Genomic DNA, 19,952 nt, shown 5'->3' on the forward strand with positions numbered 1-19,952 from the left:
TTTTCCCGTGGCGGACCAGAATATCTCGCCAGAGTCTTCTTGTTCTCGCTGTGCCTGGCCTTTCCAGGCCGGGAGAGGAGTGTGGCATGTCGCTGAACGGCAAGACGGTCCTCATCACGGGCGGCACCGGTTCCTTCGGACGGCGCTGCTCGCGGACCCTGCTCGAAGAGCACGACCCGGCCAAGGTGATCATCTTCAGCCGGGACGAACTCAAGCAGTACGAGATGCAGCAGGAGTTGAGCGACCCGCGCCTGCGCTTCTTCCTCGGCGACGTGCGGGATCCGGGCCGCCTGCGCCGGGCCTTGAAGGGGGTCGACGTGGTGATCCACGCCGCCGCCCTCAAGCAGGTGCCCGCCGCCGAATACAACCCCTTCGAGGTGATCAAGACCAACGTGCTGGGAGCCGCCAACGTGGTCGACGCGGCCCTCGACTGCGGTGTCGAGCGGGTCATCGCCCTGTCCACCGACAAGGCCGCCAACCCGATCAACCTCTACGGGGCGAGCAAGCTCTGCCAGGACAAGCTGATCATCGCCGCCAATTCCTACGCCGGCGGCGGCGCCCCGCGTTTTTCCGTGGTGCGCTACGGTAACGTGGTGGGCTCCCGGGGCTCGGTGATCCCCTTCTTCCTCGCCCGCAAGAAAACCGGCGTGCTGCCCATCACCGACGAGCGCATGACGCGCTTCTGGATCACCCTTTCCGAAGGCGTCGCCTTCGTGCTGAACTGCCTGGAGACCATGCGGGGCGGCGAGCTGTTCGTGCCCAAGCTGCCGTCGATGCGGATCACCGACCTGGCCCGGGCCCTGGCCCCGGAATGCCGCTGGGAGATCACCGGCATCCGCCCCGGGGAGAAGCTCCACGAGACCATGGTGCCCGTCGATGACGCCCGCGCGACCCTCGAATTCGACGACCACTTCGTCATTCAGCCCCTCTTCCCCTGGTGGCAGGCCGAGAAGGACCTGCTCGGCCGGGGCGGTAAGCCCTGCCCGGAGGGCTTTTCCTACTCCTCCGACACCAACGACCGCTGGCTGAGCGAGGAGGAACTGCGGGAGATCGCCGATGGCCTCGAGTGAGTTCGTGAAACATGCGCGATGAAATCGAGTTCCTGCCCTACGGCCGGCAGAGTCTGGGCGAGGAGGAAATCCGGGCGGTCACACGGGTCCTGCGGAGCGACTGGCTGACCCAGGGACCCGAGATCGAGGCCTTCGAAAAGGCCCTTTGCGACCTGACCGGTGCCCGCCACGCCGTGGCCGTCTCCAGCGGCACCGCCGCCCTGCACCTGGCCTGCCTGGCCCTGGGTCTCGGCGAGGGCGACGCCGCGATCACCACTCCGCTGACCTTCGCCGCCACCTCCAACGCCGTACTCTACTGCCGCGCACGACCCCTTTTCGCCGACATCCGGGACGACACCTGGACCCTCGATCCCGAGGCGGTCACCACCGTTGCCGAGGCCGCGGGCGAGAAGGTGCGGGGCCTGCTGCCGGTACACTTCGCGGGCCTGCCGGCAGACGCCGAACGCCTGGTCGACCTGGCCCACCAGCGGGGCTGGTGGGTGATCGAGGACGCCTGCCACGCCCTCGGCGCCCGCTGGCGCGACGGCCGGGGACGCTGGCGGGAGGTGGGTGACTCTCCGGCCGACGCCACGGTGCTCTCCTTCCACCCGGTCAAGCCCATCACCACCGGTGAGGGTGGCGCGGTGCTCACCGGCCGCGAGGACGTGGCGCGCCGGGTACGCGAGCTGCGCCACCACGGCATCGTCCGCGATCCCGCCCACCTCGAGCGCCGCGGACCCGGCTGGTACCACGAGATGCAGCACCTGGGCTTCAACTACCGCGTCACGGACATCCAGTGCGCCCTGGGCCGGGTGCAACTCTCCCGCCTGCCGGGCTTCGTCGAGCGCCGTCGCCGCCTCGCCGCCCTCTACCGGGAGCGCCTCGAAGGCGACCGGCGCATCCGCCTCCAGGCCGAGGTCCCCGAGGCCCGCTCGGCATGGCACCTGCTGGCCGTGCGGGTCCCCCACCGCGACAGGGTCTACGACCTCCTCCGGGCCCGGCGCATCGGCGCCCAGGTGCACTACCCACTGGTTTCCTCCCATCCCTACTATCGCCGGCTGGGGCATACCCCGGAGTCCTGCCCCGTAGCCGCGCGTCATGCGGCGGGCACCCTCTCCCTGCCCCTCTACCCGGATCTCACCGATGCCCAGGTGGGGCGGGTCTGCGACGCCCTGATCCATGCTCTCGACACCGCCGAAACCGCCGGAGGGGGCTCTTGAGCCGCACCGTCGCCATCGTCCAGGCCCGGATGGGCTCGACCCGGCTGCCGGGCAAGGCCCTCGAGCCCATCGGGGCACGGCCGATGCTCGCACGGGTGCTCGAACGCCTGGCCCGCTGCCGGCGCCTGGACGCCCTGGCCGTCGCCATCCCCGACACCCCGGACAACGAACCGCTGGCCGCCGTCGCCCGGCGGGCCGGCGTCGAGGTCTGCCGCGGCAGCGAAGACGACGTCCTCGGCCGCTACCTGCTGGCCGCCGCCGCCACGGACGCCGACCCCATCGTGCGCGTCACCAGCGACTGCCCCCTGATCGACCCGGAGCTGGTGGACCGCACCGTCGCGCTTTTTTTCCGCCGGCCCGGCCGTGCCGACCTGGCCTGCAACACCCGGCCGCGCCGCTGGCCGCGGGGCCTGGACACGGAGGTGATCGCCCGCGCCGCCCTCGAAAGGGCCGCCTCGGCGTGCACCGATCCCACCCTGCGCGAGCACGTCACCGCCCCGATCTACGCCCGCCCCGAGGGCTACGTCATCCGCGGCCTGGAGAGCGCGGAGGATCATTCCCGCCTGCGCTGGACGGTCGACACCCCCGAAGACCTGGCTTTCGTCAGGGAGGTCTACCAGGCCCTGGACCGGCCTTCGGGCAAGCCCTTCGGCTGGCGCCGCATCCTCGAACTCCTCGAGCGCCGACCGGAACTGCTCCGCATCAACGCCCACGTGCGCCAGAAGGGAGCCGCCCCATGACCGCCCCGGTGGTGCTGCGCTGCGATGCCGGAGAGCATATCGGCGCGGGGCATCTGGTCCGCAGTCTGGCCCTGGGTGAAGGGCTGGTGGGCTGCGGCGCCCGGGCCCTGCTGCTCACCCCTCCGCTGCCGGATGCCTGGCGGCGCATGATCGCCGATCGCGACGTGGAACTGCTGGAAGTCCCGGGCCTGGCCCCCGGCCGGGTCAGCACCCAACTCCTCGTCGAAGCCGTCGGCACGGTGCCCCGGGCGGTGGTGCTCGACGGTTACGCCTTCGGCGCCGAGGCGATCGAACCGTTGGCCGCCAGGGGGACGCTGGTGACGATGATCTGCGACCACGGTGAGAACCTGGGCGCCGACGTGGTCATCGATCCCAACCTCTCGGCCGACCCCGGCCGCTATGATGCGACTCCCCTGCGCCTGATCGGCCCGCGCTATGCCCTGTTGCGGAAAGAATTCCGCCGGCCCGGGCCCCGAGGCCCGGCGGGCGGCCGGCCGCGGGTGCTGGTTTGCCTGGGCGGTTCGGCCACCGCCGCCCTCGTCCCCCGCCTGACCCGCGCGCTGGCCGCCAGCGGGTCGGCGATCGAGGTGCGGGTGATCGGCAACCCCCATGACCGTGTCAGCCCCCAGGCCCCGCCTCCCACCTCCGGGATGGAAATTCACTGGCTCGAGCCCCGCCCCAGCCTGGTGGACGAACTGCTCACCGCCGACCTGGCCCTGTTGGCCGCCGGAGGGGTGCGCTTCGAGGCGGCCCGCTGCGGTTGCCCGATGGTGCTGGGCATCCTGGCCGACAACCAGGTGGCCGACGCCCAGGCCTTCGCCACGGCCGGCGCCGCCGTGCTCGCCGGCTGGTGGAAACAGGCCGATCCCCCGGCCCTGGGCCGGACGATCCGTTCCCTGATCGACCACCCGGCGAAAAGAGAAGCGCTGGCCGCTCGCGCCGCGGAAATCGTCGACGGCCGCGGCGCCGAGCGGGCGGCCCGCAAGCTGCTCGCAGCCACCCGGCAGCAGGAGACCCGCCCATGAAGATCCTCGACGTGGCCGGCCGGAAGATCGGTCCCGGCCACCCCTGCTTCATCGTCGCCGAGGCCGGCTCGAATCACAACGGCAACCTGGCCCAGGCCCATGCCCTGATCGATGCCGCCGCCGAAGCCCGGGCCGACGCGGTGAAGTTCCAGCTCTTCACCGCAGCGCGACTCTATCCCCGCAGCGCGGGACGCAGCGAATACCTCGGCCTGCCCCGTTCGATCTACGAGATCATCGAAGAAATGGAATTACCTCCCGAGTGGCTCGGTGAACTGTCGGCCCACGCCCGGGACAAGGGGCTGGTCTTCTTCGGAGCGGTCTTCGACGAGGGCGCGGCGGACCTGCTGGACCCGTACGTGGAATTGTTCAAGATCGCCTCCTACGAGATGACCCACCTGCCCCTGCTGCGCCACGTGGCCGCCAAGGGCAAACCGGTGATCCTCTCCACGGGCACCGCCCGCCTCGACGAGGTGCGCCGCTCGGTGCAGGCCTTTCTGGCCACCGGCAACACCGAGCTGGCCCTGCTCCAGTGCACGGCGCGTTACCCCACTCCCATCGAGGCTCTCAACGTCCGTGCCCTGGTCACTCTGCGCGAGACATTCGCTCAACCCACGGGCCTGTCCGACCACAGCCGCGACCCGGTGTTGGGCCCGATGACAGCCGTGGCCCTCGGCGCCTCGATCATCGAAAAGCACTTCACGCTTTCAAACCGCCTGCCCGGACCCGACCACGCCTTCGCCGTCGAGCCCGACGAGTTGGCCCTGCTGGTCCGCCGGGTACGCGAAGTGGAAGCCGCGCTGGGCGACGGCCGTAAGGAGGTGCTGGAAGTCGAGCACGAACTGCGCTCGTTCAGCCGGCGCTGCCTGTTCACCACCCGGCCGGTGCGCGCCGGCGAGTCCTTCACCCCGGACAACGTGGCCGCGCTGCGGCGCGGTGTGCTCGACCCGGGCCTCGAGCCGGAGCATCTCGAACGCGTGCTGACCGCCCGCGCCGCCCGGGACCTGCCCGCCGAGTCCCCCATCACGGAGGAAGACCTGGCGTGAACCAGCCGGCCGCTCAGCCGCCCTGGCGCTGCCTGTTCCTCGGCTACCTCTGGAGGGTGGCCGAGGTGCTCGCCCGCAACCCGCGCACGGAGCTGCTGGCCGCCGGCATCGAGCCCCAGCGGTCGCGCACGGCGGCCATGAAGCAAGCCTGCGAGCGCCTGGGGCTGGCGACCTGGGATGCCCGCGGCATCAGGACTTCGAAAAAGCTGCGGGCGTGGCTGGACGCCGGAGTGGACCTGGTGGTGGTGGGCGCCTTCGGCCAGATCCTCCCGCGCTGGATCCTCGACGCACCCCGGCTCGGCGTGCTCAACGTCCACGGCTCGTGGCTTCCCGAGTACCGTGGCGGTTGCCCCCTCGAGGAGCAGATTCTCGACGGCCGCCGCCAGGCCGGCGCCAGCCTGCACTGGATGAGCGAGGGGGTGGACACCGGCCCCATCGTCGCCCGTCGGCGCTTTGCCATCGGCGAGCACGACACCTACGAACAGGTCTACGAGCGCTTCCACCGCACCGCGGCCGACCTGCTCGAACAGCAGCTCGCCGAACCCTACGAGAACTGGCCCCGCATTGAGCAGGCCGCCGCCGCACCGGCTCGTCCGCCGCTGAAGCCGGCCGCGGGGAAGATCGACTGGGACCACCACGCTGAAAGCATCGAGCGCCGGGTGCGCGCCCTGGGCTGGCGCGGGTGGGTGCGCGCACCGATCGCCCCCGGGAACGATGTGGTCATCCACGAAGCCCACGCCGAACCGCTGGACGAGCCGGCTACACCGGGGATGGTGCTCGAAGCCGGTGAGCATCCCCTGGTGAGCGCCGGGAGCCGCAGCGCCCTGCGGCTGATCCGCTGGGGAGGCGCCCGGCTGCCCCTGGGAACCTGCCTGGCCCCGCCCCTGGCCACCGCGCCCCGCCCCCGGGTGGCGATGATGCAGCCCACCTTCCTCCCCTGGCAGGGCTACTTCGCCCTGATGGCCCAGGCCGATCTCTTCGTCTTCCTCGACGACTTCCAGTTCTCCCGTCGCTCCTATCACCAGCGCAACCGCCTGCTCAAGGGCGGTGGGCGCTGGGGCTGGCTCACCCTCCCGGTGGAGCACACAGGCGCCGGCCGCCCCGCCCTCGACCAGGTGCGGGCCACTCCCGACGCCGCCACCCGACGCAAGATGCTCGAGTCGATCCGGCACGCCTACGCCACGGCTCCTTTCTTCGATTCCCTTTTCCGCTGGATCGAGACATGGATCGAAGAACCCTGGCCCCACCTGGCGGCGATGAACGAGGCGCTGATCGTCCACTGCGCCCGCCTGTTGGGCATCGACACCCCCGTCGCGCGCTCCTCGGAACTGGGAGGCGGCGGCCGGCGTTCGGCCCGCATCGCCTCCCTGCTCGAAGCGACCGGTGCCCGCACCTACCTCGCCGCCCGCGGTTCGGCCGGCTACATGCTCGAGGACGGCGTCTTTCCCCTCGCGGGGGTGACGACCCTCTTCCAGGATTTCCAGCCGCGACCCTACCCCCAACGCGGGGTGACGGGCTTCGTGCCCTATCTCTCGTTACTCGACGCTCTCTTCCAGCTCGGCCCCGACGCCACGCGGCGGCTGATCGTGCGCGGGCAGGGAGCGATGGTGGAGTGGAGCACCCTCGCCGCCGAGGCCGGGCGGGAGGACGGGGCGAGATGAGCCGCCTGCTGCTGCCCCGCCGCTCGGGAGGCACCCTGGTCCGCCGGGCCCGCCCGGGAGACCTGCTGCTGGCCCCGGGCCGCGCCGCGCCGGATGCCCCCCCGGGGGTCCGGGTGATCCACCGGGAGGAAGTGGCCGACCCGGCGGCCCTCGACGCCCTCTCCCGGGCCGCGGTGGCGGGATTGCGCGCGTGGATCGGCGCCTGCGGCGAGGACCGCGAGGCGGTGGAGGCCCTGGTCGGTGCCGAGTTGGTGCGGCTGCTGGGCAGCCTCAAGACCCTGCTGTTGTTCGAGCGGGTCGTGGCGATCACCGGCTTTCGGGGCCGGATCCTCGCCGCCCGCAGTTGGCCGGGCCTGGACGTGGCCGTGGAACTGGTCCGGCAGCAGACGGAGGGCCTTTTCGAGCTGTCGCTGGGTGACGACCGGCCGCCTGTTTCCCGGCGTCTCGTCGCCGCTCTGCGGCAGGGGCGCGGCCGCTCGGCGCCCGGGCCCCAGCCGGCCGGGGCGGCCCCTTCCGCTGAGGGAGGCGTCTGGGCCATGGTCACCACCCGCGGCCAGGCTCTATGCCAAGAGCTGGAAGCGGGAGGGCTGGCTCTTCACCGCTGGTTTCCCGGCGAGGAGAACCGCTACCTGCCCGGCATCGACGCTCCCGATCCGGCCACCCTCGCCGATCTTGCGGCGGCGTGGGAGCGCGGCCTCCAGCGCCTGGCGACCCATCCCTTCGCGATGCCATCTCCCTGGCCCCGAACCCTGCCGGCGGGCCGCTGCCTCGAGGCCTGGCTGCGACGGACCCCGCCGGACCTGGCGCGTTTCGTCGCCGACCACCGCACCTGGCGACGCCTGTTGCGGGAAAACCGGCCCTCCCTGGTTCTGGGACCGCCTCCCTGGGCCGGCGACCTGCGAGCCCTGGCCTACGCCTGCCGGGCCGAGGGCGTCGCCTACGTCACCAGCCAGGACGGGGCCATGTCCTTCCTCGGCCAGGGAGGCCTGCTGCCTGCGGGCCCGGTGCTGGCCTGGGGCCCGGCCGGGCGTCGCTGGTTCATCGCCCAGGGTTTCGACGAAGAGCACATCGCCGAAGTGGGCGATCCCTACCTGGAGCGCTGGCTGCAGCGGGTGCGCCACCTCGACGCCGCGGCCGAGCGCCGCCGGCTGCAGCTGAGCGAGGATCGCCGCTGGCTGCTGACGGGCCTGCAGAACAGCGCTCCCCATTGCATCGCCGCCGAAGAGGACGACCCTCTGCTGGGGCTGGAGGCCATCGCGGCGACGGTGTCCCGTTGCCCGTCCTGGGGCCTGGTGGTCAAACCTCACCCACGCCTGCGCCGGGTCGATGGGGCCGCGCGGCTGGAGCAGGCGCGGGGCATCTGCCGCAGCCATGGAGCGATCATGGTGCCCGCCGACACCGACACGGCGCGCCTGGCGGCCGCCACGGAGGCCTACCTGGGCGAAGGCGACACCTTGGGGCTGGAGATGCTCGCCGCCGGACGCGCCTTCCTGGTCTGGCATCCGCCGGGGCGGCCGGCCCCCTATCCGGAATTCGAACAGAAAGGGCTGCCGGTGGCCCGCAGCCTCGAGCAACTCGCCTCGTGGCTCGAGAACCCGCACCCCGGCGGGAGCGCGGCGGTGCTGAACGATCAGATCGCCGCCGCCGAGCCCCCTGCCCATGCCCTGGCCCGGTGGAGTCGCCCGTGAGCGCGCCCCCGCGAGTGAGTGTCATCGTCCCCACCTGGAACGGGGGCCGGCTCCTCTCCCGGGGGCTGCCGGGACTGGCCCGCCAGGCCCGGAAGCTGGCCGGCGGTGCCGAAGTGCTGGTGGTGGACGACGCCACGACGCTTCCCGGCGACCGCAGCGAGCAGGTGGTCACCGGGGTGGGCCCTCCCGCCCGCTGGCTCCCCCTGGACCGGCATCGCGGCTTCGCCGCCACCTGCAATGCGGGGGCGCGGGCGGCCCGGGGGCGTCTGCTGGCCTTCGTCAACTCGGACATGCACCTCGACGCGGACTGTCTCGAAGTCCTCGCCGCGGCGGTGGAGAACGACGCCGAGCTCTTCGCCGCCACCCCGGTGATCGACAACCAGGCCACCGGCCGGGTGGAATCCGGCACCCGCCTGCGCCTGCGCCGGGGCCTGCTCGATGTCCTGCAGAGTGACGACCCGCCCCCGGCCGCCGGCGAGAGCCAGCCCGTCGCCTACCCCTGCGGTGGGGCGATGGTCTGCCGCCGGCAGACCTTCCTCGAGCTGGGCGGCTTCTGGGAAGCCCTGGGCCCTTTCTACTGGGAAGACGCGGAACTGGGGCTACGGGCCTGGCGCCGGGGACTGGCCTCGGTGCAGATCGGCGATGCCCGGGCTCTCCACGACCATGCCCGAACCATCGGCTCCCACTTCACGACGCAGCAGGTTCGCCGGATCTACGAGCGCAATCGCCTGCTGGTCAGCTGGGCCCACCTGGAACCGGCCGCAGCGGCCGGCTGGACGGCGCTTCGCTGGGTCGCCGCGCTGCTGCGCGGCCGCCCGGCCGCCTGGGCCACCCCCGCCGCCCTGGCGCGCCGGACCGCCGCCCGCGCCCGGTCCCGCGGCCTGCCCCCCGCGCCGGACCCCGTGATCCGGGCCATCGCCTCGGCTTCCGCCCGGGGCTGGCCCGACCACCGCCTCTGAACGCCTTGCGCGTCGTTACGCGGCCGCCGGGTGCCGACGCTCGTAGCGGGCGACGAGGGCCACGGTGGCCTGGACCACGTGGTTCCAGTCCATCTCGAAGAGCGTGGGCAGGAACTCGTCGGGCGCGGTGCCGGGACTGCGACCGATGACGGCGATGGCCGCCATCGACGCCTCGTAGCCGGCGCCTTCCGTCGCTGTCTTGGTGTTTTCCCACGCCGCCAGCACGTCCTCCCACTGGGCCTCGGTGACCTGGGGCTCGAGTCCGCGCAGGGCCTGGAGCACCACCTTGGGCTCTTCGTCCCGCAGGAAGAGAGCGATCAGCCCGGCCACCTCCGGCGAAGGCGGTGCGAGGGCCAACAGGCTCACCACGTCGTAGCGGATCCTGACGCTCGAACTGCCGGCCGCGGCGGTGATCGCCGCCTTGACCTCGTCGTCGATCTGACCCAGCCGCACCAGGGCCGCCGCCGCATGGGCACTGGCCAGCGGATCCTTCACCGCGAGCGTTTTGCGCAGCTTGGCGACGGCCTTCTCGCCGCCCATCTCACCGAGGGCGTCGATCACAGCCAGAACGTTCTCTTTGTAACGGAAGAAACTCAACACGAGGGGTACGTCGTCGGGCTCCTCGCTGATCAGGCTCAGGGCCGTGATCGCCGGCGTCCGCCGATCGCCGTGAAGCTTGGCCAGCCGGCCGCGCAACACCCGCGCCGCCTCCGGACCCCCGATCTCGCCGAGGGTGGCCGCCGCCGCGGCACTCCGCGTCGCGTCCTTGCTCGTGAGCTCTTTCCTGGCCGGCTCGAAACAGACGTCGTCCCCCAGCTTCGCCAGCAGCCCGCAGTTTTCCGGATGCAGGGCGCCATCCGCGGCACGTACGTGATCGGCCAGGATCTGCCGGCCGCTCCCGTCTCCGCGCTCGGCCAGCACCCGGGCGGCGAAAATCTGAATCAGCTCGGACTTGTCCTCGAGCAGCTTCTTGAAGACGGGAATCACGCGCTCGGTATCCCACTCCGCCAGCACCCGCACCAGGTCGAGGCGCTGCTGGTCCGAGCCGAAATCGAACACGGCTTCCTCCTTGCCCACCGCGAAGGGCAGGTCGGGAGCCTGGACCAGGGAACGCAGGACCAGTTCCTTGCCGGAGGGACCGAGGGTCGTCCAGGCATCGTCGAGCAGCTTCCGCGCCTCGACGACGGACTCGGGCTCCTGGGGACCACTGCCACCGCAGGAAACGGCCAGCAGGAGGGCTGCAAAAACGGACAGGACCAGCGCTGCGGAAAGCTTTCTGGACACGATCGCATCTCCTTGACGGAAAGCCGAGCGGGCGAACAAAAAGGTTAGCATGAACCGGCCCCGGCGGGCCTACCCGCCCGCCCCGGGGCGCAGCAGGCGGTCGCCCACCTGCAAGGGAGGGCCGGGCTCGAGTTCCACCACGAGTCGCCGGGACTCCGCCTCGCTCGCGCAAACCCGCCCCGCGCGGCCGCCGGGACCGTGGCCCGAATCCACCACGATCCGCTCACCCTCCCCGCAGCCCGTGGGCCCGTCGAGGGTCAGCGCCACCCGTCCCCCCTCCAGGCGCCGCACCTCCACCACGGCGGGGGCCGGCGGTGGCGCGTCGCGCCAGGCCTCGAAGCGGGGCTCGGCCGTGGGCGGGATACGCAGATAGCGGTGTCCCGAACGCCAGTCGGGCAGCACGTAGAGCCAGCGGACCCGACCGTCGTCCCCCACCAGCTGGTGCGCCATCTCCACGTGGAGGTGACCGATGACTCCCGCGTCGAAGCCCTGGCGTGCCAACCAGCGGGCATAGCCGGCGAAACGTTCGGGAGGAATCGAAGTCTTGTGGGCCAGGTTGCGGTGACGCAACGAGCGTTCGATGCGCGCGGCCAGGCGGGCTCCGGCGCGGGGCGTGAGCAGGCCGAAGGCCCCCTGCACCGGAGCCGAACGGACCACCGCCCGGAACAGCCGGTTGGCCCGGTCCCGCCGGTCGAGCAGATCCCCGTGAGCCAGGTACCAGCGCCGGTCCGCCCAGCACTCCACCGCATGGCGGTCGGAGACCCGGTCGAAGGCGTCCCCTTCCCAGGCGCCGACGGAAAACTCCCGGTTGCCCTCGACGAAGACCACCTCGACCCCCTCCGATCGCAGCTCCCGACAAACGTCGAGCACCGCGTGGTGATGGCTTGCCGTGAACTTGGGCCGTCCCAGCCAGAGCGTGAAGATGTCCCCCAGCAACACGAGGACGCCCGTGTCCTCCGCCCGCTCCCGCAGGAAAGCCAGGAAGTCGTCCAGTCCCGGGTCGTCCGGGCCGATGTGCACGTCGGCGACGAGCACCACGTCGCCGGAGGGCCGGGGCAGAGCTTTCACGCGGGCTCTCCCTCGGCGATCCACCGCAAGCGTCGTGCGCGCAGATCCGAGAAAGTCCCGGCGGCGATCGCCTCGCGGATTTCCGCCATCAACTCGAGATAAAAATGCAAATTATGCCAGGTCCCGGCGAGGGGGCCGAGCATCTCCCCCGCCACGTAGAGATGCCGCAGGTAGGCCCGCGAGAAGTTCCGGCAAACCCGGCAGGTGCAGGAGTCGTCGATCGGCCGCGGGTCTTCCCTGTGCCGCGCGTTGCGCATGTTGAGGATGCCGCGGCGGGTGAAAACCTGGGCATTGCGCCCGTGGCGAGTCGGTATGACGCAGTCGAACATGTCGAAACCCGCGGCCACCGCGTCGAGAATGTCCTGCGGGCGGCCCATGCCCATCAGGTAGCGCGGGGCCGTCCGAGGCAGCCGGGGGCCCATCAGGGCGACGATCCGCTGCACTTCCTCCCTGCCCTCCCCCACGCTCACGCCCCCCAACGCGTAACCGTCGAAGCCCTCGGCCACGGTGCGCTCCAGGCTCTCCCGCCGCAGGTCCTCGAAGACGCCTCCCTGGACGATGCCGAAGAGCGCCGCGGTGGCATCCGTGCGGGCCGCCTTGTTCCGCGGCAACCAGAGCGAGGTCCGGCGGAGGGCCGCCGCCGCGGCGTCCCGGTCGGTGGGCTGCCCGGTACAGTCGTCGAGGGCCATCATGATGTCTGCACCGAGAGCTTGCTGGATCTCGATCGAGCGCTCGGGGGTCAGCCGGCGTTCGCTGCCCTCGATGTGGTCCCGGAAGGTCACACCGTCGTCATCGAGGCGGCATCGCTCGCCGTGGGAGAAGACCTGGTAGCCCCCCGAGTCGGTGAGAATCGGCCGCCTCCAACCGGCCAGGCGATGCAGTCCGCCCAGACGACCGACGGTCTGTTCCCCGGGTCGCAGATGCAGGTGATAGGTGTTGGCCAGGATGATCTCCGCGCCCAACTCTTCCACCTGCCAGGGGAAGAGCCCCTTGACCGAACCCGCCGTTCCCACGGGCATGAAGACGGGAGTCTGCACCGTCCCGCGGCGGGTGTGCAGGCGCCCGGTACGGGCATGCCCGTCGGTCGCCAGAGACTCGAAGGTGAGAGGAGCGGTATCAGGCATCGGTCACAGCACCAGCATGGCATCGCCGTAGGAATAGAAACGGTACCCCGCGTCCACCGCCAGGCGGTAGGCGGTGAGCACCCGCTCACGACCGGCGAAAGCGGCGACGAGCATCAGCAGGCTGGAACGGGGCAGGTGGAAGTTCGTCAGGAGGGCGTCGACATAGCGGAAGGCGAAGCCCGGCGCGATGAACAGCCGGGTCTGCGCGCCCCCGGGTCCCGGCACGCCCTCCCCGACGGGGGCCCGGGATTCGAGGGCCCTGACGACCGTGGTGCCCACCGCCACCACCCGCCCCCCCCGCCGGCGGGCGGCGGCGATCGCCCGGCTGGTCTCCGCCGGCACCTCGTATCGCTCGGCGTGCAGCTGGATCTGGTCGAGGCGGTCGACCTCGAGCGGCCGGAAGGTCCCCTCGCCCACGTGCAGGGTGATCTCCGCCACCTCGACACCCCGGCGGCGCAGATCGGCGAGCAACTCCCCGCTGAAGTGCAGCCCCGCGGTGGGCGCCGCCACCGCGCCCGCGCGGCGGGCGAAGACGGTCTGGTAGCGCCGGCGGTCGTCCTCCAGGCGGGGGTCGTCCGGGGCCCGTCGAATGTAGGGCGGCAGCGGCGGGCGGCCGTGACGATCGATCAGTGCGTCGGGCGCCGCATCCCCCACCAGGCGCACCTCCACGACTCCGTCCAGGTACGAGACGATTTCCACCTCGAAGTCTTCCGCGACCCGGACCCGGCTCCCCTCGACCGGCCGCCGCGAGGCACCCAGCAGGGCCCGCCAGTGACGTCGCCCGGCATCGAGAGCTTCGAGGAGGAAGACCTCGACCCGACCTCCGCTGGGCTTGCGGGCCAGCAACCGGGCCGGCACGACCCGGGTGTTGTTGACCACCAGAAGATCACCGGCACTCAGTTCACCCGGCAGATCGGCGACCTTGCGGTGCCGCGGCGGACAGTCTGCGCCACGCTCGAGCACGAGCATCCGCGCCGCATGGCGCGGGGTCGCCGCCTGCTGCGCGATCTGCCCCACGGGAAGGTGATAATCGAAGTCGCCCACGCGCACGGAAATCACTTCCCCGCGCCGCCGGGTCCGTGGCGGTAGGCGAGCGGGTCGGACACACCGGCCTCGGCGAAACCCTTCAGCCGCAGCCAGCAGGACTCGCACTCGCCGCAGGCCAGGTCCTCCGAGACGTAGCAGGACCAGGTCAGCTCCAGCGGCGCTCCCAGTTCCAGGCCCCGGCGCACGATCTGCGCCTTGCTCAGCTCTACCAGGGGCGAGCGAATCACCAGGCCTTGCCCGCAGGCCGTTCCGAGTTGTACGGCCTTCTCGAAGGCGTCGAGAAAAGCGCGCCGGGTATCGGGGTAACCGGAACTGTCTTCCTCCACCGCGCCGATCCACACCGAGCCCGCACCCAGCACCTCGGCCCAGGACACCGCCGCGGCCAGCAGGTGCGCATTGCGAAAAGGGACGTAGGTCACCGGTATGCCCTCCCCCGGTGCGCCCCGCGGAACGGCCATCGCCTCGTCGGTGAGCGCCGAACCGCCCAGCGCCCCGAGAAAGCCCAGATCGAGCACCCGCCGCCGGTCGGCGCTGACGCCGAAGTGGTCGGCCAGCGCCTCGAAGGCCCGGCGCTCCCGGGTGGCGGTCTTCTGGCCGTAGGTGGCGTGGAGCAGCGCCAGGCGATGCTCCCGGGCCGCGACGGCCGCCGTCACGCAGGAGTCCAGCCCACCGGAGACCAGCACGACGGCCAGCCCGCCCTGCACCGTTCCACCCGTCACTCCTCAGACCCCTTTCTCGGCCCCGGGCCAGAGGATCTTGTGGAGCTGCACCTGCAGGCGCACGTCCAGCCCGTCGTCCAGCGCCCACCGGGCCAGCGTCCCGGGCTCCAGCTCGTCCCAGACCGCACCCAGCAGGATCTCGCCGGTAAAAGTCCGCCGCAGCCGGGCCACGTAGTCCCGGGCCACCAGGTAGTCCCGCCGATCGGCCACCACCAGGCGGACCTCGTCCCGCACCCGCAAGCGACCCAGGTTGGCCTCGTCGAAAGTGCCGGCCATGCCGGAACCGGGCAGCTTGATGTCCATGACCACCGCCGCTTCCTCCGGCACCACCGAGATGTCCTGGTCTCCGCCGGTCTCGAGCACCACATCGAGACCGTGGTCCCGGGCCAGGCGCCGCACCAGGGGGATCACCGACGGCTGGAGCAGGGGTTCACCGCCGGTCATGCAGACCCTGCCGACCCGGCTGGCGAGGATCTCGGCTTCCAGCTCGTCGAGCCCGCGCCAGCGACCCTGGTAAAAGGCGAAGGCACTGTCACACCATCGACAGCGCAGGGCGCAACCGGTGAGGCGCACGAAAGCCGTGGGGCGGCCCACCCGGCTGCCCTCCCCCTGGAGCGAGACGAAGGTCTCGGCGACCCGCAGCCGCCGCGATCGCGCCTTCTCCCAGCTCTCGCCGGCCCGCGCCTTCCAGGCGCTGCCCAAAGCCCTGGTCATCCCCGCACTCCATGTTTCCCGGCCCGCCGGTCGCGGGCGGCCGCGCCATTCTACAGTTCGACCACGGCGGCTTCTTCCGAAGCGACCCGCCTCAGCCAGGCCTCCACGGGCGCCAAGCCGGGATGGTCCCGGGTGGCGCCCGGAGGCATGAAAGCGGCGAGTTGCTCGAATTCGCCGACGCGCAGGAAGGGCCCGGCCAGCCCCGGCAGGCTCCCCCGCTGCCGGGCCAGGTCCACCAGGGCCAGGGAGGTCCGGGCCCGGGGCGGCGCCGACGCGGCGTGGATGCCGACTCCCTCCAGCATGCTCTCGACGGCCGACGCCAGGTCGTCGAAGCCGGGACAGGGGCAGGGATCGACGTTCCGCCGCCAGCGCTCGACCAGGGAGGCCACCAGCCGACCCGTGGCGCAGTCGTGGAGATCGCCGGGGCCTTCCCGCACCAGGGGGCACTCACCGAAGAGGGCGCAGGCCGCTCCCCGGCAGCGGGAGACCACCAGCCCCACATCCGGCTCGCGGGCCGGGCATTCGAGCCCGGAGAAGGCCACCAGCTCCCGTCTCAACTCTTCCTCCTCGAAGCCTTCCCGACCGGCCAGGCGCAGAAGGACTCGACGGCGTCCATCGACGAAGGCCCCGGCCAGCCCCTCGAGCAGTTCATCGAAGGCGCAGCCGTCGATGGCCACCAGGCCGGCGGCCGCGCTCATGGCCCGGCCTCCAGGGAGCGCCGGAGCCTGTCGGCCAGCCCGCCGAACGCTCCGTTGGACATCAGCACGACACGGTCTCCTTCCTGCAGGTCCTCGAGCAGCCTGGCCGCCATGGAGTCGGGTGAGACGGGAGCCTCGGCCTCGACGCCCCGCGCCCGAAGGGCGGCTGCCAGGGCCGCCACGTCCAGGCGTTCTTCCGGCGCCATGCGCTCGGGGCGGTCCACCGGCGCGATGAAAACCCGGTCGGCCAGGGCCAGGGCCCGCTCGAGGGGCTCGTGGACCAGGCGACGCACCATCGTGTTCGAGCGCGGCTCGAGACAGACGGTCACCCGGCCGGGCCCCATCGCCCGCAGCGCTTCCAGGGTCTGGGCCACGGCGGAGGGATGGTGGGCGAAGTCGTCGTAGAAGCGGGCGCCGCCCTTGCGGCCGAGCCTTTCCAGTCGCCGCCGCGGCGGCAGGAAAGTGGGCAGGGCGCGGGCGCCCGCCACCAGGTCGCCGCCCGCCGCCTCGAAAGCCAGCAGGGCGGCCAGGGCGTTGCGGGCATTGTGCTCGCCGGGCAGGGGGAAGCGGACACCCGCGATGCGCCGGGACCCGCGGTAGACCTGGAAGTCCTGTCCCGCCGGGTGGTCCCGACGATCCACCGCCCGCAGGTCCGCCGCGGAGTCCTCGCCGAACCAGCGCACCGGACAGCGCGCTTCGGCGGCCAGGCGACGCACCCGGGCATCGTCGCCGTTGGCCACCAGCACCCCGGTGGCAGGCAGCAAGCGCAACAGGAGGGAGAAGGCCGTCTCCACCGCCTCCAGGTCGGCGTAGATGTCCGCGTGGTCGAACTCCACCGCCCCGAGAACCACGATCCGGGGCCAGTAGTGGAGGAACTTGGGCCCCTTGTCGAAGAAGGCGCTGTCGTATTCGTCGGCTTCCAGGATCAGATCCTCGCCCCCGCCCAGGCGCGCTCCCTCGCCGAAGTTTTCCAGCAGGCCGCCGACGAGAAAGCCGGGATCGCGACCGCAGGAGGCATGGATCCAGCTCAGCAGGGCCGCGGTGGTGGTCTTTCCATGGGTGCCCGCCACGGCCGTGACCCGCCGTCCGGGAATCAGAAGCCTTTCGATCACCTCCGGCAGCGAGGCCAGGGCCAGGCCCCGCTCCAGGGCCCGCTCGAGCACCGGGTGCCCCCGCGAGATCGCATTGCCCACCACCACCAGGGGATCGCCCCGACCCAGGTGTTCGGGCGTGGGGGGAACGGCGCAATCGATGGCGGCGTCGGCCAACAGCAGGGATGCGGGGGGGTAGAGGGCGTTGTCACAGCCCCTGACGCGCACCCCGCGGCGAGCGAGAACCCGGGCCAGGGAAACCATCGCAATGCCGCCGATGCCGATGAAGTAGGCCTCTTCGGGCCACGACGCGGGCCAGCGCCCCATCTCAAACCTCCTCGGCCGGCCGGCCGAACAGCCCCCGCGATTCGAGCCGGCGGGCGTCATGCCGGGGCGGGCACCAGCGCCGACGCGCCAGGATCCGCCGCAAGATCGGCAGGGCCTCTTCCATCGCCCGGCGTCCCTCTTCCACCGCCGGCATCGCACCGCTGAAATCGAGCCAGTGAAACGAACCGACCTTCGGACGGATCACCAGGTCGCACAGGGCCAGGCGGGAAGCCCGCAGGTGCGCCTCGGTGATGCGCTTGGCCCGGGCGAGGATCTCGGCTCCCGAGTCCAGATCCTGCGGCGCGGGCAGATCTTCCTCGTCCGCGGAGACGTCCACTCCCACGACCACATCCACTCCCATGGCCTGCAGGGCCCGGGTCGGCACCTTCTCGCTGACGACGCCGTCCACCAGCAGCCGCCCGCCGATCCGCCGCGGCGGCATCAGGGCCGGCACGGCCCCCGAGGCCAGCACGGCCTCGCGCAACGAGCCCCGACGAAAGAAGACCGACGCGCCCGAACACAGGTCTGTGGCCACCGCGCAGAACGGCAGGGGCAGGTCCTCGATACGGCAGTCGGGGAGCAGGGCCTCGGCGTTGTGGCGGAAGTCGTCCTCGGAGACGAAGGATTCCTTGAAGTAGGTCCAGCTCAGGACGATGCCCCTTCGCACGGCCTCGCCCAGGGAGTCCGCCCAGCCCCCCTCGTCCGGGGCGGGCTTGAGAAATTCCACCCGGGTCCGGCGATAGTCGTCGGAAGCGACGAAGGCGGCCACCCGATCGGCGGCGCTGCGGGCGCTGCCCTCCACCATCCACAGGCTGCCGAAGAGGGCCCCGATGCTGGTCCCGGCCACCGCAGCGGGAGCCAGGCCGTTCTCCTCCAAGACCTGCAGCACGCCCAGGTGAGCCAGCCCCCGGGCGGCGCCACCACCGAGAGCGACCCCGAGGCGGGGCCGCAAACCGGGCCACCAGCCCCGCGGATGCGGGGACCCCATCAGAAGAGCCACTCCACCGTACGGTACTCGGCGCTGGATTCGATCCACTCCAGACGCTCGACCTTGTAGCGCGAATCGCCCGCAACGGCGGGCGGCACCCGCCGGAAATGAAGATCCATGTCCAGGTGGTCGAGAATCGTCATCCTGCGGGCCTCCCCCGTTCCCAGGCGAATCGCGTACATCTTGCCCAGGGGCCAGCCCATCAGGTACACCGTGGCTCCCCGGGGCAGATCGCCGTAGTAGATTTCGCCGTAGCCGAAATTGAGGTGGATCCGCAGCACCGGGGCGTCCCGCCCCCCGCGGACGGCCACCGTCTCCCAGTAGGTGCCGGCCCCCAGCATGGCCGCCCGGGCGATCATCCGGCCCTCGGGGTCCGGCTCGAAGCTGCCCTGATCCCGCTGGCGCTCGTAGGTGTCGAGAAGAGTCCCGATCCGCCGCTTCCAGGCCTCGAAGTCCCGCCCGCTGCGTTCGGCCGGAGCGTGCAGATCGTAGTGCGCCAGATCGTCGAAATCGCGCTGCTGCAGGTCGCGGAACCACTGCTGGGCCACGTCTTCAAGCTCCTGGGTGCTCGGACCGGCCAGAATCGCGGCCAAGGCGATCCCGGCGAGCAGCAGGCCGGCCATGGTCACCAGGCTGCGCAAGTCCATCGTTTCCTCCGACGAGACGCCGATCGCGGATCGCCACTACTGCCTGCTGCCCGAATTATGCATGATCCACGCTTGACTGCAGTACATGGCGGTCCGAGCATGCAAGCCGATGGCTTCCGACCAAACGTGGCGCGCCTTTTTCCCCCCCACCCTGGCGGGGGCCGCCGCTCTCCAGCGGCGCCTCGCCGCCCGGGTCGACGAAACCGACCGCCTCGAGACGATCGAGGTAGTGGGCGGCGCCGATCTCTCCTACGACCACCGGCGGAAAATCTTCTACGCCGCCGTGGTCAGCCTCGAGGCTCGTTCGGGTCGGGTGATCGAAGTCGGGCGGGCCGCGGCGCGGGTGACACTGCCTTACGTGCCGGGCTTTCTCTCGTTCCGCGAGGGGCCGGGAGTGATCGAGGCCCTGGCATCGATGCGCCATCCCCCCCAACTCCTGCTCTGCGACGGCCACGGCCGCGCCCATCCCCGGCGCTTCGGCCTGGCCTGTCACCTGGGAGTGGCCCTCGACCTGCCCACGGTGGGGGTAGCCAAGAGCCTGCTGGTCGGCGAGTACCGCGAGCCCGGGCCACGGCGGGGCAGTTCGACGGCTCTGCGCCACAAGGGCGAGGTGATCGGCCGGGTCCTGCGCACCCGCGCGGGCAGCCGTCCGGTCTTCGTCTCGGTGGGCCATCGCGTCAGCCTGATCACGGCCCAGAAACTGGTCCGCCGCTGGGCGCCGCGCTACCGCCTGCCGGAACCGACCCGCCTGGCCCACCTGGAAGTCAGCCGCCTGCGGGCGGACGTTCCGGGATAACATGTGGGCACTTCGGCATCCTCGGTGGTGAGGCGGCGAGGAGTGCGGAAGCCGGAGATCCGGA

19 protein-coding genes are annotated in these 19,952 nt (G+C 71.6%); 9 read left to right on the forward strand and 10 right to left on the reverse strand.

Going from position 1 to position 19,952, the window contains the following annotated elements:
• Positions 1-86 precede the first annotated feature (86 nt).
• From pseB to Q9Q40_11005, 8 genes are read left to right on the forward strand one after another with little or no spacing between them, the layout of a single operon-like run.
• Positions 87-1,070: a UDP-N-acetylglucosamine 4,6-dehydratase (inverting) gene (gene pseB / locus Q9Q40_10970; protein ID MDQ7007745.1), complete on the forward strand. Its 984-nt coding sequence runs from the start codon at positions 87-89 to the stop codon at positions 1,068-1,070.
• Positions 1,071-1,081: 11 nt separating this feature from the next.
• On the forward strand, positions 1,082-2,269 hold the full coding sequence (locus Q9Q40_10975; protein ID MDQ7007746.1) for an aminotransferase class I/II-fold pyridoxal phosphate-dependent enzyme: 1,188 nt from the start codon (positions 1,082-1,084) through the stop codon (positions 2,267-2,269).
• A complete protein-coding gene (locus Q9Q40_10980) occupies positions 2,266-3,009 on the forward strand; it encodes a glycosyltransferase family protein (protein MDQ7007747.1) in 744 nt (247 codons plus the stop codon). The genes Q9Q40_10975 and Q9Q40_10980 overlap by 4 nt, the downstream gene beginning before the upstream one ends.
• Positions 3,006-4,034: a hypothetical protein gene (locus Q9Q40_10985; protein MDQ7007748.1), complete on the forward strand. Its 1,029-nt coding sequence runs from the start codon at positions 3,006-3,008 to the stop codon at positions 4,032-4,034. Before Q9Q40_10980 ends, Q9Q40_10985 begins: the two co-directional genes overlap by 4 nt.
• A complete protein-coding gene (locus tag Q9Q40_10990; GenBank protein ID MDQ7007749.1) occupies positions 4,031-5,077 on the forward strand; it encodes an N-acetylneuraminate synthase family protein in 1,047 nt (348 codons plus the stop codon). Before Q9Q40_10985 ends, Q9Q40_10990 begins: the two co-directional genes overlap by 4 nt.
• Positions 5,074-6,738, forward strand: a complete 1,665-nt coding sequence (locus tag Q9Q40_10995; GenBank protein MDQ7007750.1) for a WbqC family protein — start codon at positions 5,074-5,076, stop codon at positions 6,736-6,738. Before Q9Q40_10990 ends, Q9Q40_10995 begins: the two co-directional genes overlap by 4 nt.
• Complete coding sequence (locus tag Q9Q40_11000) at positions 6,735-8,426, forward strand: hypothetical protein (GenBank protein MDQ7007751.1); 1,692 nt, start codon at positions 6,735-6,737, stop codon at positions 8,424-8,426. The genes Q9Q40_10995 and Q9Q40_11000 overlap by 4 nt, the downstream gene beginning before the upstream one ends.
• Positions 8,423-9,385: a glycosyltransferase gene (locus Q9Q40_11005; GenBank protein ID MDQ7007752.1), complete on the forward strand. Its 963-nt coding sequence runs from the start codon at positions 8,423-8,425 to the stop codon at positions 9,383-9,385. Before Q9Q40_11000 ends, Q9Q40_11005 begins: the two co-directional genes overlap by 4 nt.
• A 15-nt stretch (positions 9,386-9,400) precedes the next feature.
• Here the strand turns inward: Q9Q40_11005 and Q9Q40_11010 are convergent, their stop codons facing one another.
• The 10 genes from Q9Q40_11010 to Q9Q40_11055 form a co-directional block, all read right to left on the reverse strand.
• Positions 9,401-10,669 (reverse strand): HEAT repeat domain-containing protein, encoded by a 1,269-nt coding sequence (locus Q9Q40_11010; protein ID MDQ7007753.1) that lies wholly within the window; start codon positions 10,667-10,669, stop codon positions 9,401-9,403.
• Between the two features lie 69 nt (positions 10,670-10,738).
• On the reverse strand, positions 10,739-11,737 hold the full coding sequence (locus Q9Q40_11015) for a hypothetical protein (GenBank protein MDQ7007754.1): 999 nt from the start codon (positions 11,735-11,737) through the stop codon (positions 10,739-10,741).
• Positions 11,734-12,861: a tRNA guanosine(34) transglycosylase Tgt gene (tgt, locus tag Q9Q40_11020; protein MDQ7007755.1), complete on the reverse strand. Its 1,128-nt coding sequence runs from the start codon at positions 12,859-12,861 to the stop codon at positions 11,734-11,736. Before tgt ends, Q9Q40_11015 begins: the two co-directional genes overlap by 4 nt.
• Before the next feature lie 3 nt (positions 12,862-12,864).
• Positions 12,865-13,911 carry a tRNA preQ1(34) S-adenosylmethionine ribosyltransferase-isomerase QueA gene (gene queA / locus Q9Q40_11025; protein ID MDQ7007756.1) on the reverse strand — a complete coding sequence of 349 codons (1,047 nt, stop codon included), beginning with the start codon at positions 13,909-13,911 and terminating at the stop codon, positions 12,865-12,867.
• 5 nt (positions 13,912-13,916) lie between these two features.
• On the reverse strand, positions 13,917-14,627 hold the full coding sequence (queC, locus tag Q9Q40_11030; protein MDQ7007757.1) for a 7-cyano-7-deazaguanine synthase QueC: 711 nt from the start codon (positions 14,625-14,627) through the stop codon (positions 13,917-13,919).
• 3 nt (positions 14,628-14,630) lie between these two features.
• Positions 14,631-15,341 carry a radical SAM protein gene (locus Q9Q40_11035; protein MDQ7007758.1) on the reverse strand — a complete coding sequence of 237 codons (711 nt, stop codon included), beginning with the start codon at positions 15,339-15,341 and terminating at the stop codon, positions 14,631-14,633.
• Positions 15,342-15,391: 50 nt separating this feature from the next.
• Complete coding sequence (locus tag Q9Q40_11040; GenBank protein MDQ7007759.1) at positions 15,392-16,039, reverse strand: hypothetical protein; 648 nt, start codon at positions 16,037-16,039, stop codon at positions 15,392-15,394.
• Positions 16,036-17,457, reverse strand: a complete 1,422-nt coding sequence (locus Q9Q40_11045; protein MDQ7007760.1) for a Mur ligase family protein — start codon at positions 17,455-17,457, stop codon at positions 16,036-16,038. The genes Q9Q40_11040 and Q9Q40_11045 overlap by 4 nt, the downstream gene beginning before the upstream one ends.
• Position 17,458: 1 nt before the next feature.
• Positions 17,459-18,445, reverse strand: coding sequence for a patatin-like phospholipase family protein (locus Q9Q40_11050; GenBank protein MDQ7007761.1), 987 nt, complete (start codon positions 18,443-18,445; stop codon positions 17,459-17,461).
• Complete coding sequence (locus Q9Q40_11055; GenBank protein ID MDQ7007762.1) at positions 18,445-19,092, reverse strand: hypothetical protein; 648 nt, start codon at positions 19,090-19,092, stop codon at positions 18,445-18,447. The genes Q9Q40_11050 and Q9Q40_11055 overlap by 1 nt, the downstream gene beginning before the upstream one ends.
• A gap of 109 nt (positions 19,093-19,201) precedes the next feature.
• On the opposite strand from Q9Q40_11055, the gene nfi reads away from it, so the two are divergent.
• Complete coding sequence (nfi, locus tag Q9Q40_11060; protein MDQ7007763.1) at positions 19,202-19,888, forward strand: deoxyribonuclease V; 687 nt, start codon at positions 19,202-19,204, stop codon at positions 19,886-19,888.
• The last annotated feature ends 64 nt before the right edge of the window (positions 19,889-19,952 follow it).

Source organism: Acidobacteriota bacterium (genome assembly GCA_030949985.1).
GTDB lineage: Bacteria > Acidobacteriota > Polarisedimenticolia > J045 > J045 > JALTMS01.

Excerpts from the sequence above, each read along its gene's own strand:
- Q9Q40_11055 (MDQ7007762.1), bottom strand. The coding sequence starts at position 19,092 with ATGGACTTGCGCAGCCTGGTGACCATGGCCGGCCTGCTGCTCGCCGGG.
- pseB (MDQ7007745.1), top strand. The coding sequence starts at position 87 with ATGTCGCTGAACGGCAAGACGGTCCTCATCACGGGCGGCACCGGTTCC.
- Q9Q40_11000 (MDQ7007751.1), top strand. The coding sequence starts at position 6,735 with ATGAGCCGCCTGCTGCTGCCCCGCCGCTCGGGAGGCACCCTGGTCCGC.
- Q9Q40_10990 (MDQ7007749.1), top strand. The coding sequence starts at position 4,031 with ATGAAGATCCTCGACGTGGCCGGCCGGAAGATCGGTCCCGGCCACCCC.
- Q9Q40_11035 (MDQ7007758.1), bottom strand. The coding sequence starts at position 15,341 with ATGACCAGGGCTTTGGGCAGCGCCTGGAAGGCGCGGGCCGGCGAGAGC.
- Q9Q40_10985 (MDQ7007748.1), top strand. The coding sequence starts at position 3,006 with ATGACCGCCCCGGTGGTGCTGCGCTGCGATGCCGGAGAGCATATCGGC.
- tgt (MDQ7007755.1), bottom strand. The coding sequence starts at position 12,861 with ATGCCTGATACCGCTCCTCTCACCTTCGAGTCTCTGGCGACCGACGGG.
- Q9Q40_11045 (MDQ7007760.1), bottom strand. The coding sequence starts at position 17,457 with ATGGGGCGCTGGCCCGCGTCGTGGCCCGAAGAGGCCTACTTCATCGGC.
- Q9Q40_10975 (MDQ7007746.1), top strand. The coding sequence starts at position 1,082 with ATGCGCGATGAAATCGAGTTCCTGCCCTACGGCCGGCAGAGTCTGGGC.
- Q9Q40_11050 (MDQ7007761.1), bottom strand. The coding sequence starts at position 18,445 with ATGGGGTCCCCGCATCCGCGGGGCTGGTGGCCCGGTTTGCGGCCCCGC.
- nfi (MDQ7007763.1), top strand. The coding sequence starts at position 19,202 with ATGGCTTCCGACCAAACGTGGCGCGCCTTTTTCCCCCCCACCCTGGCG.
- Q9Q40_11040 (MDQ7007759.1), bottom strand. The coding sequence starts at position 16,039 with ATGAGCGCGGCCGCCGGCCTGGTGGCCATCGACGGCTGCGCCTTCGAT.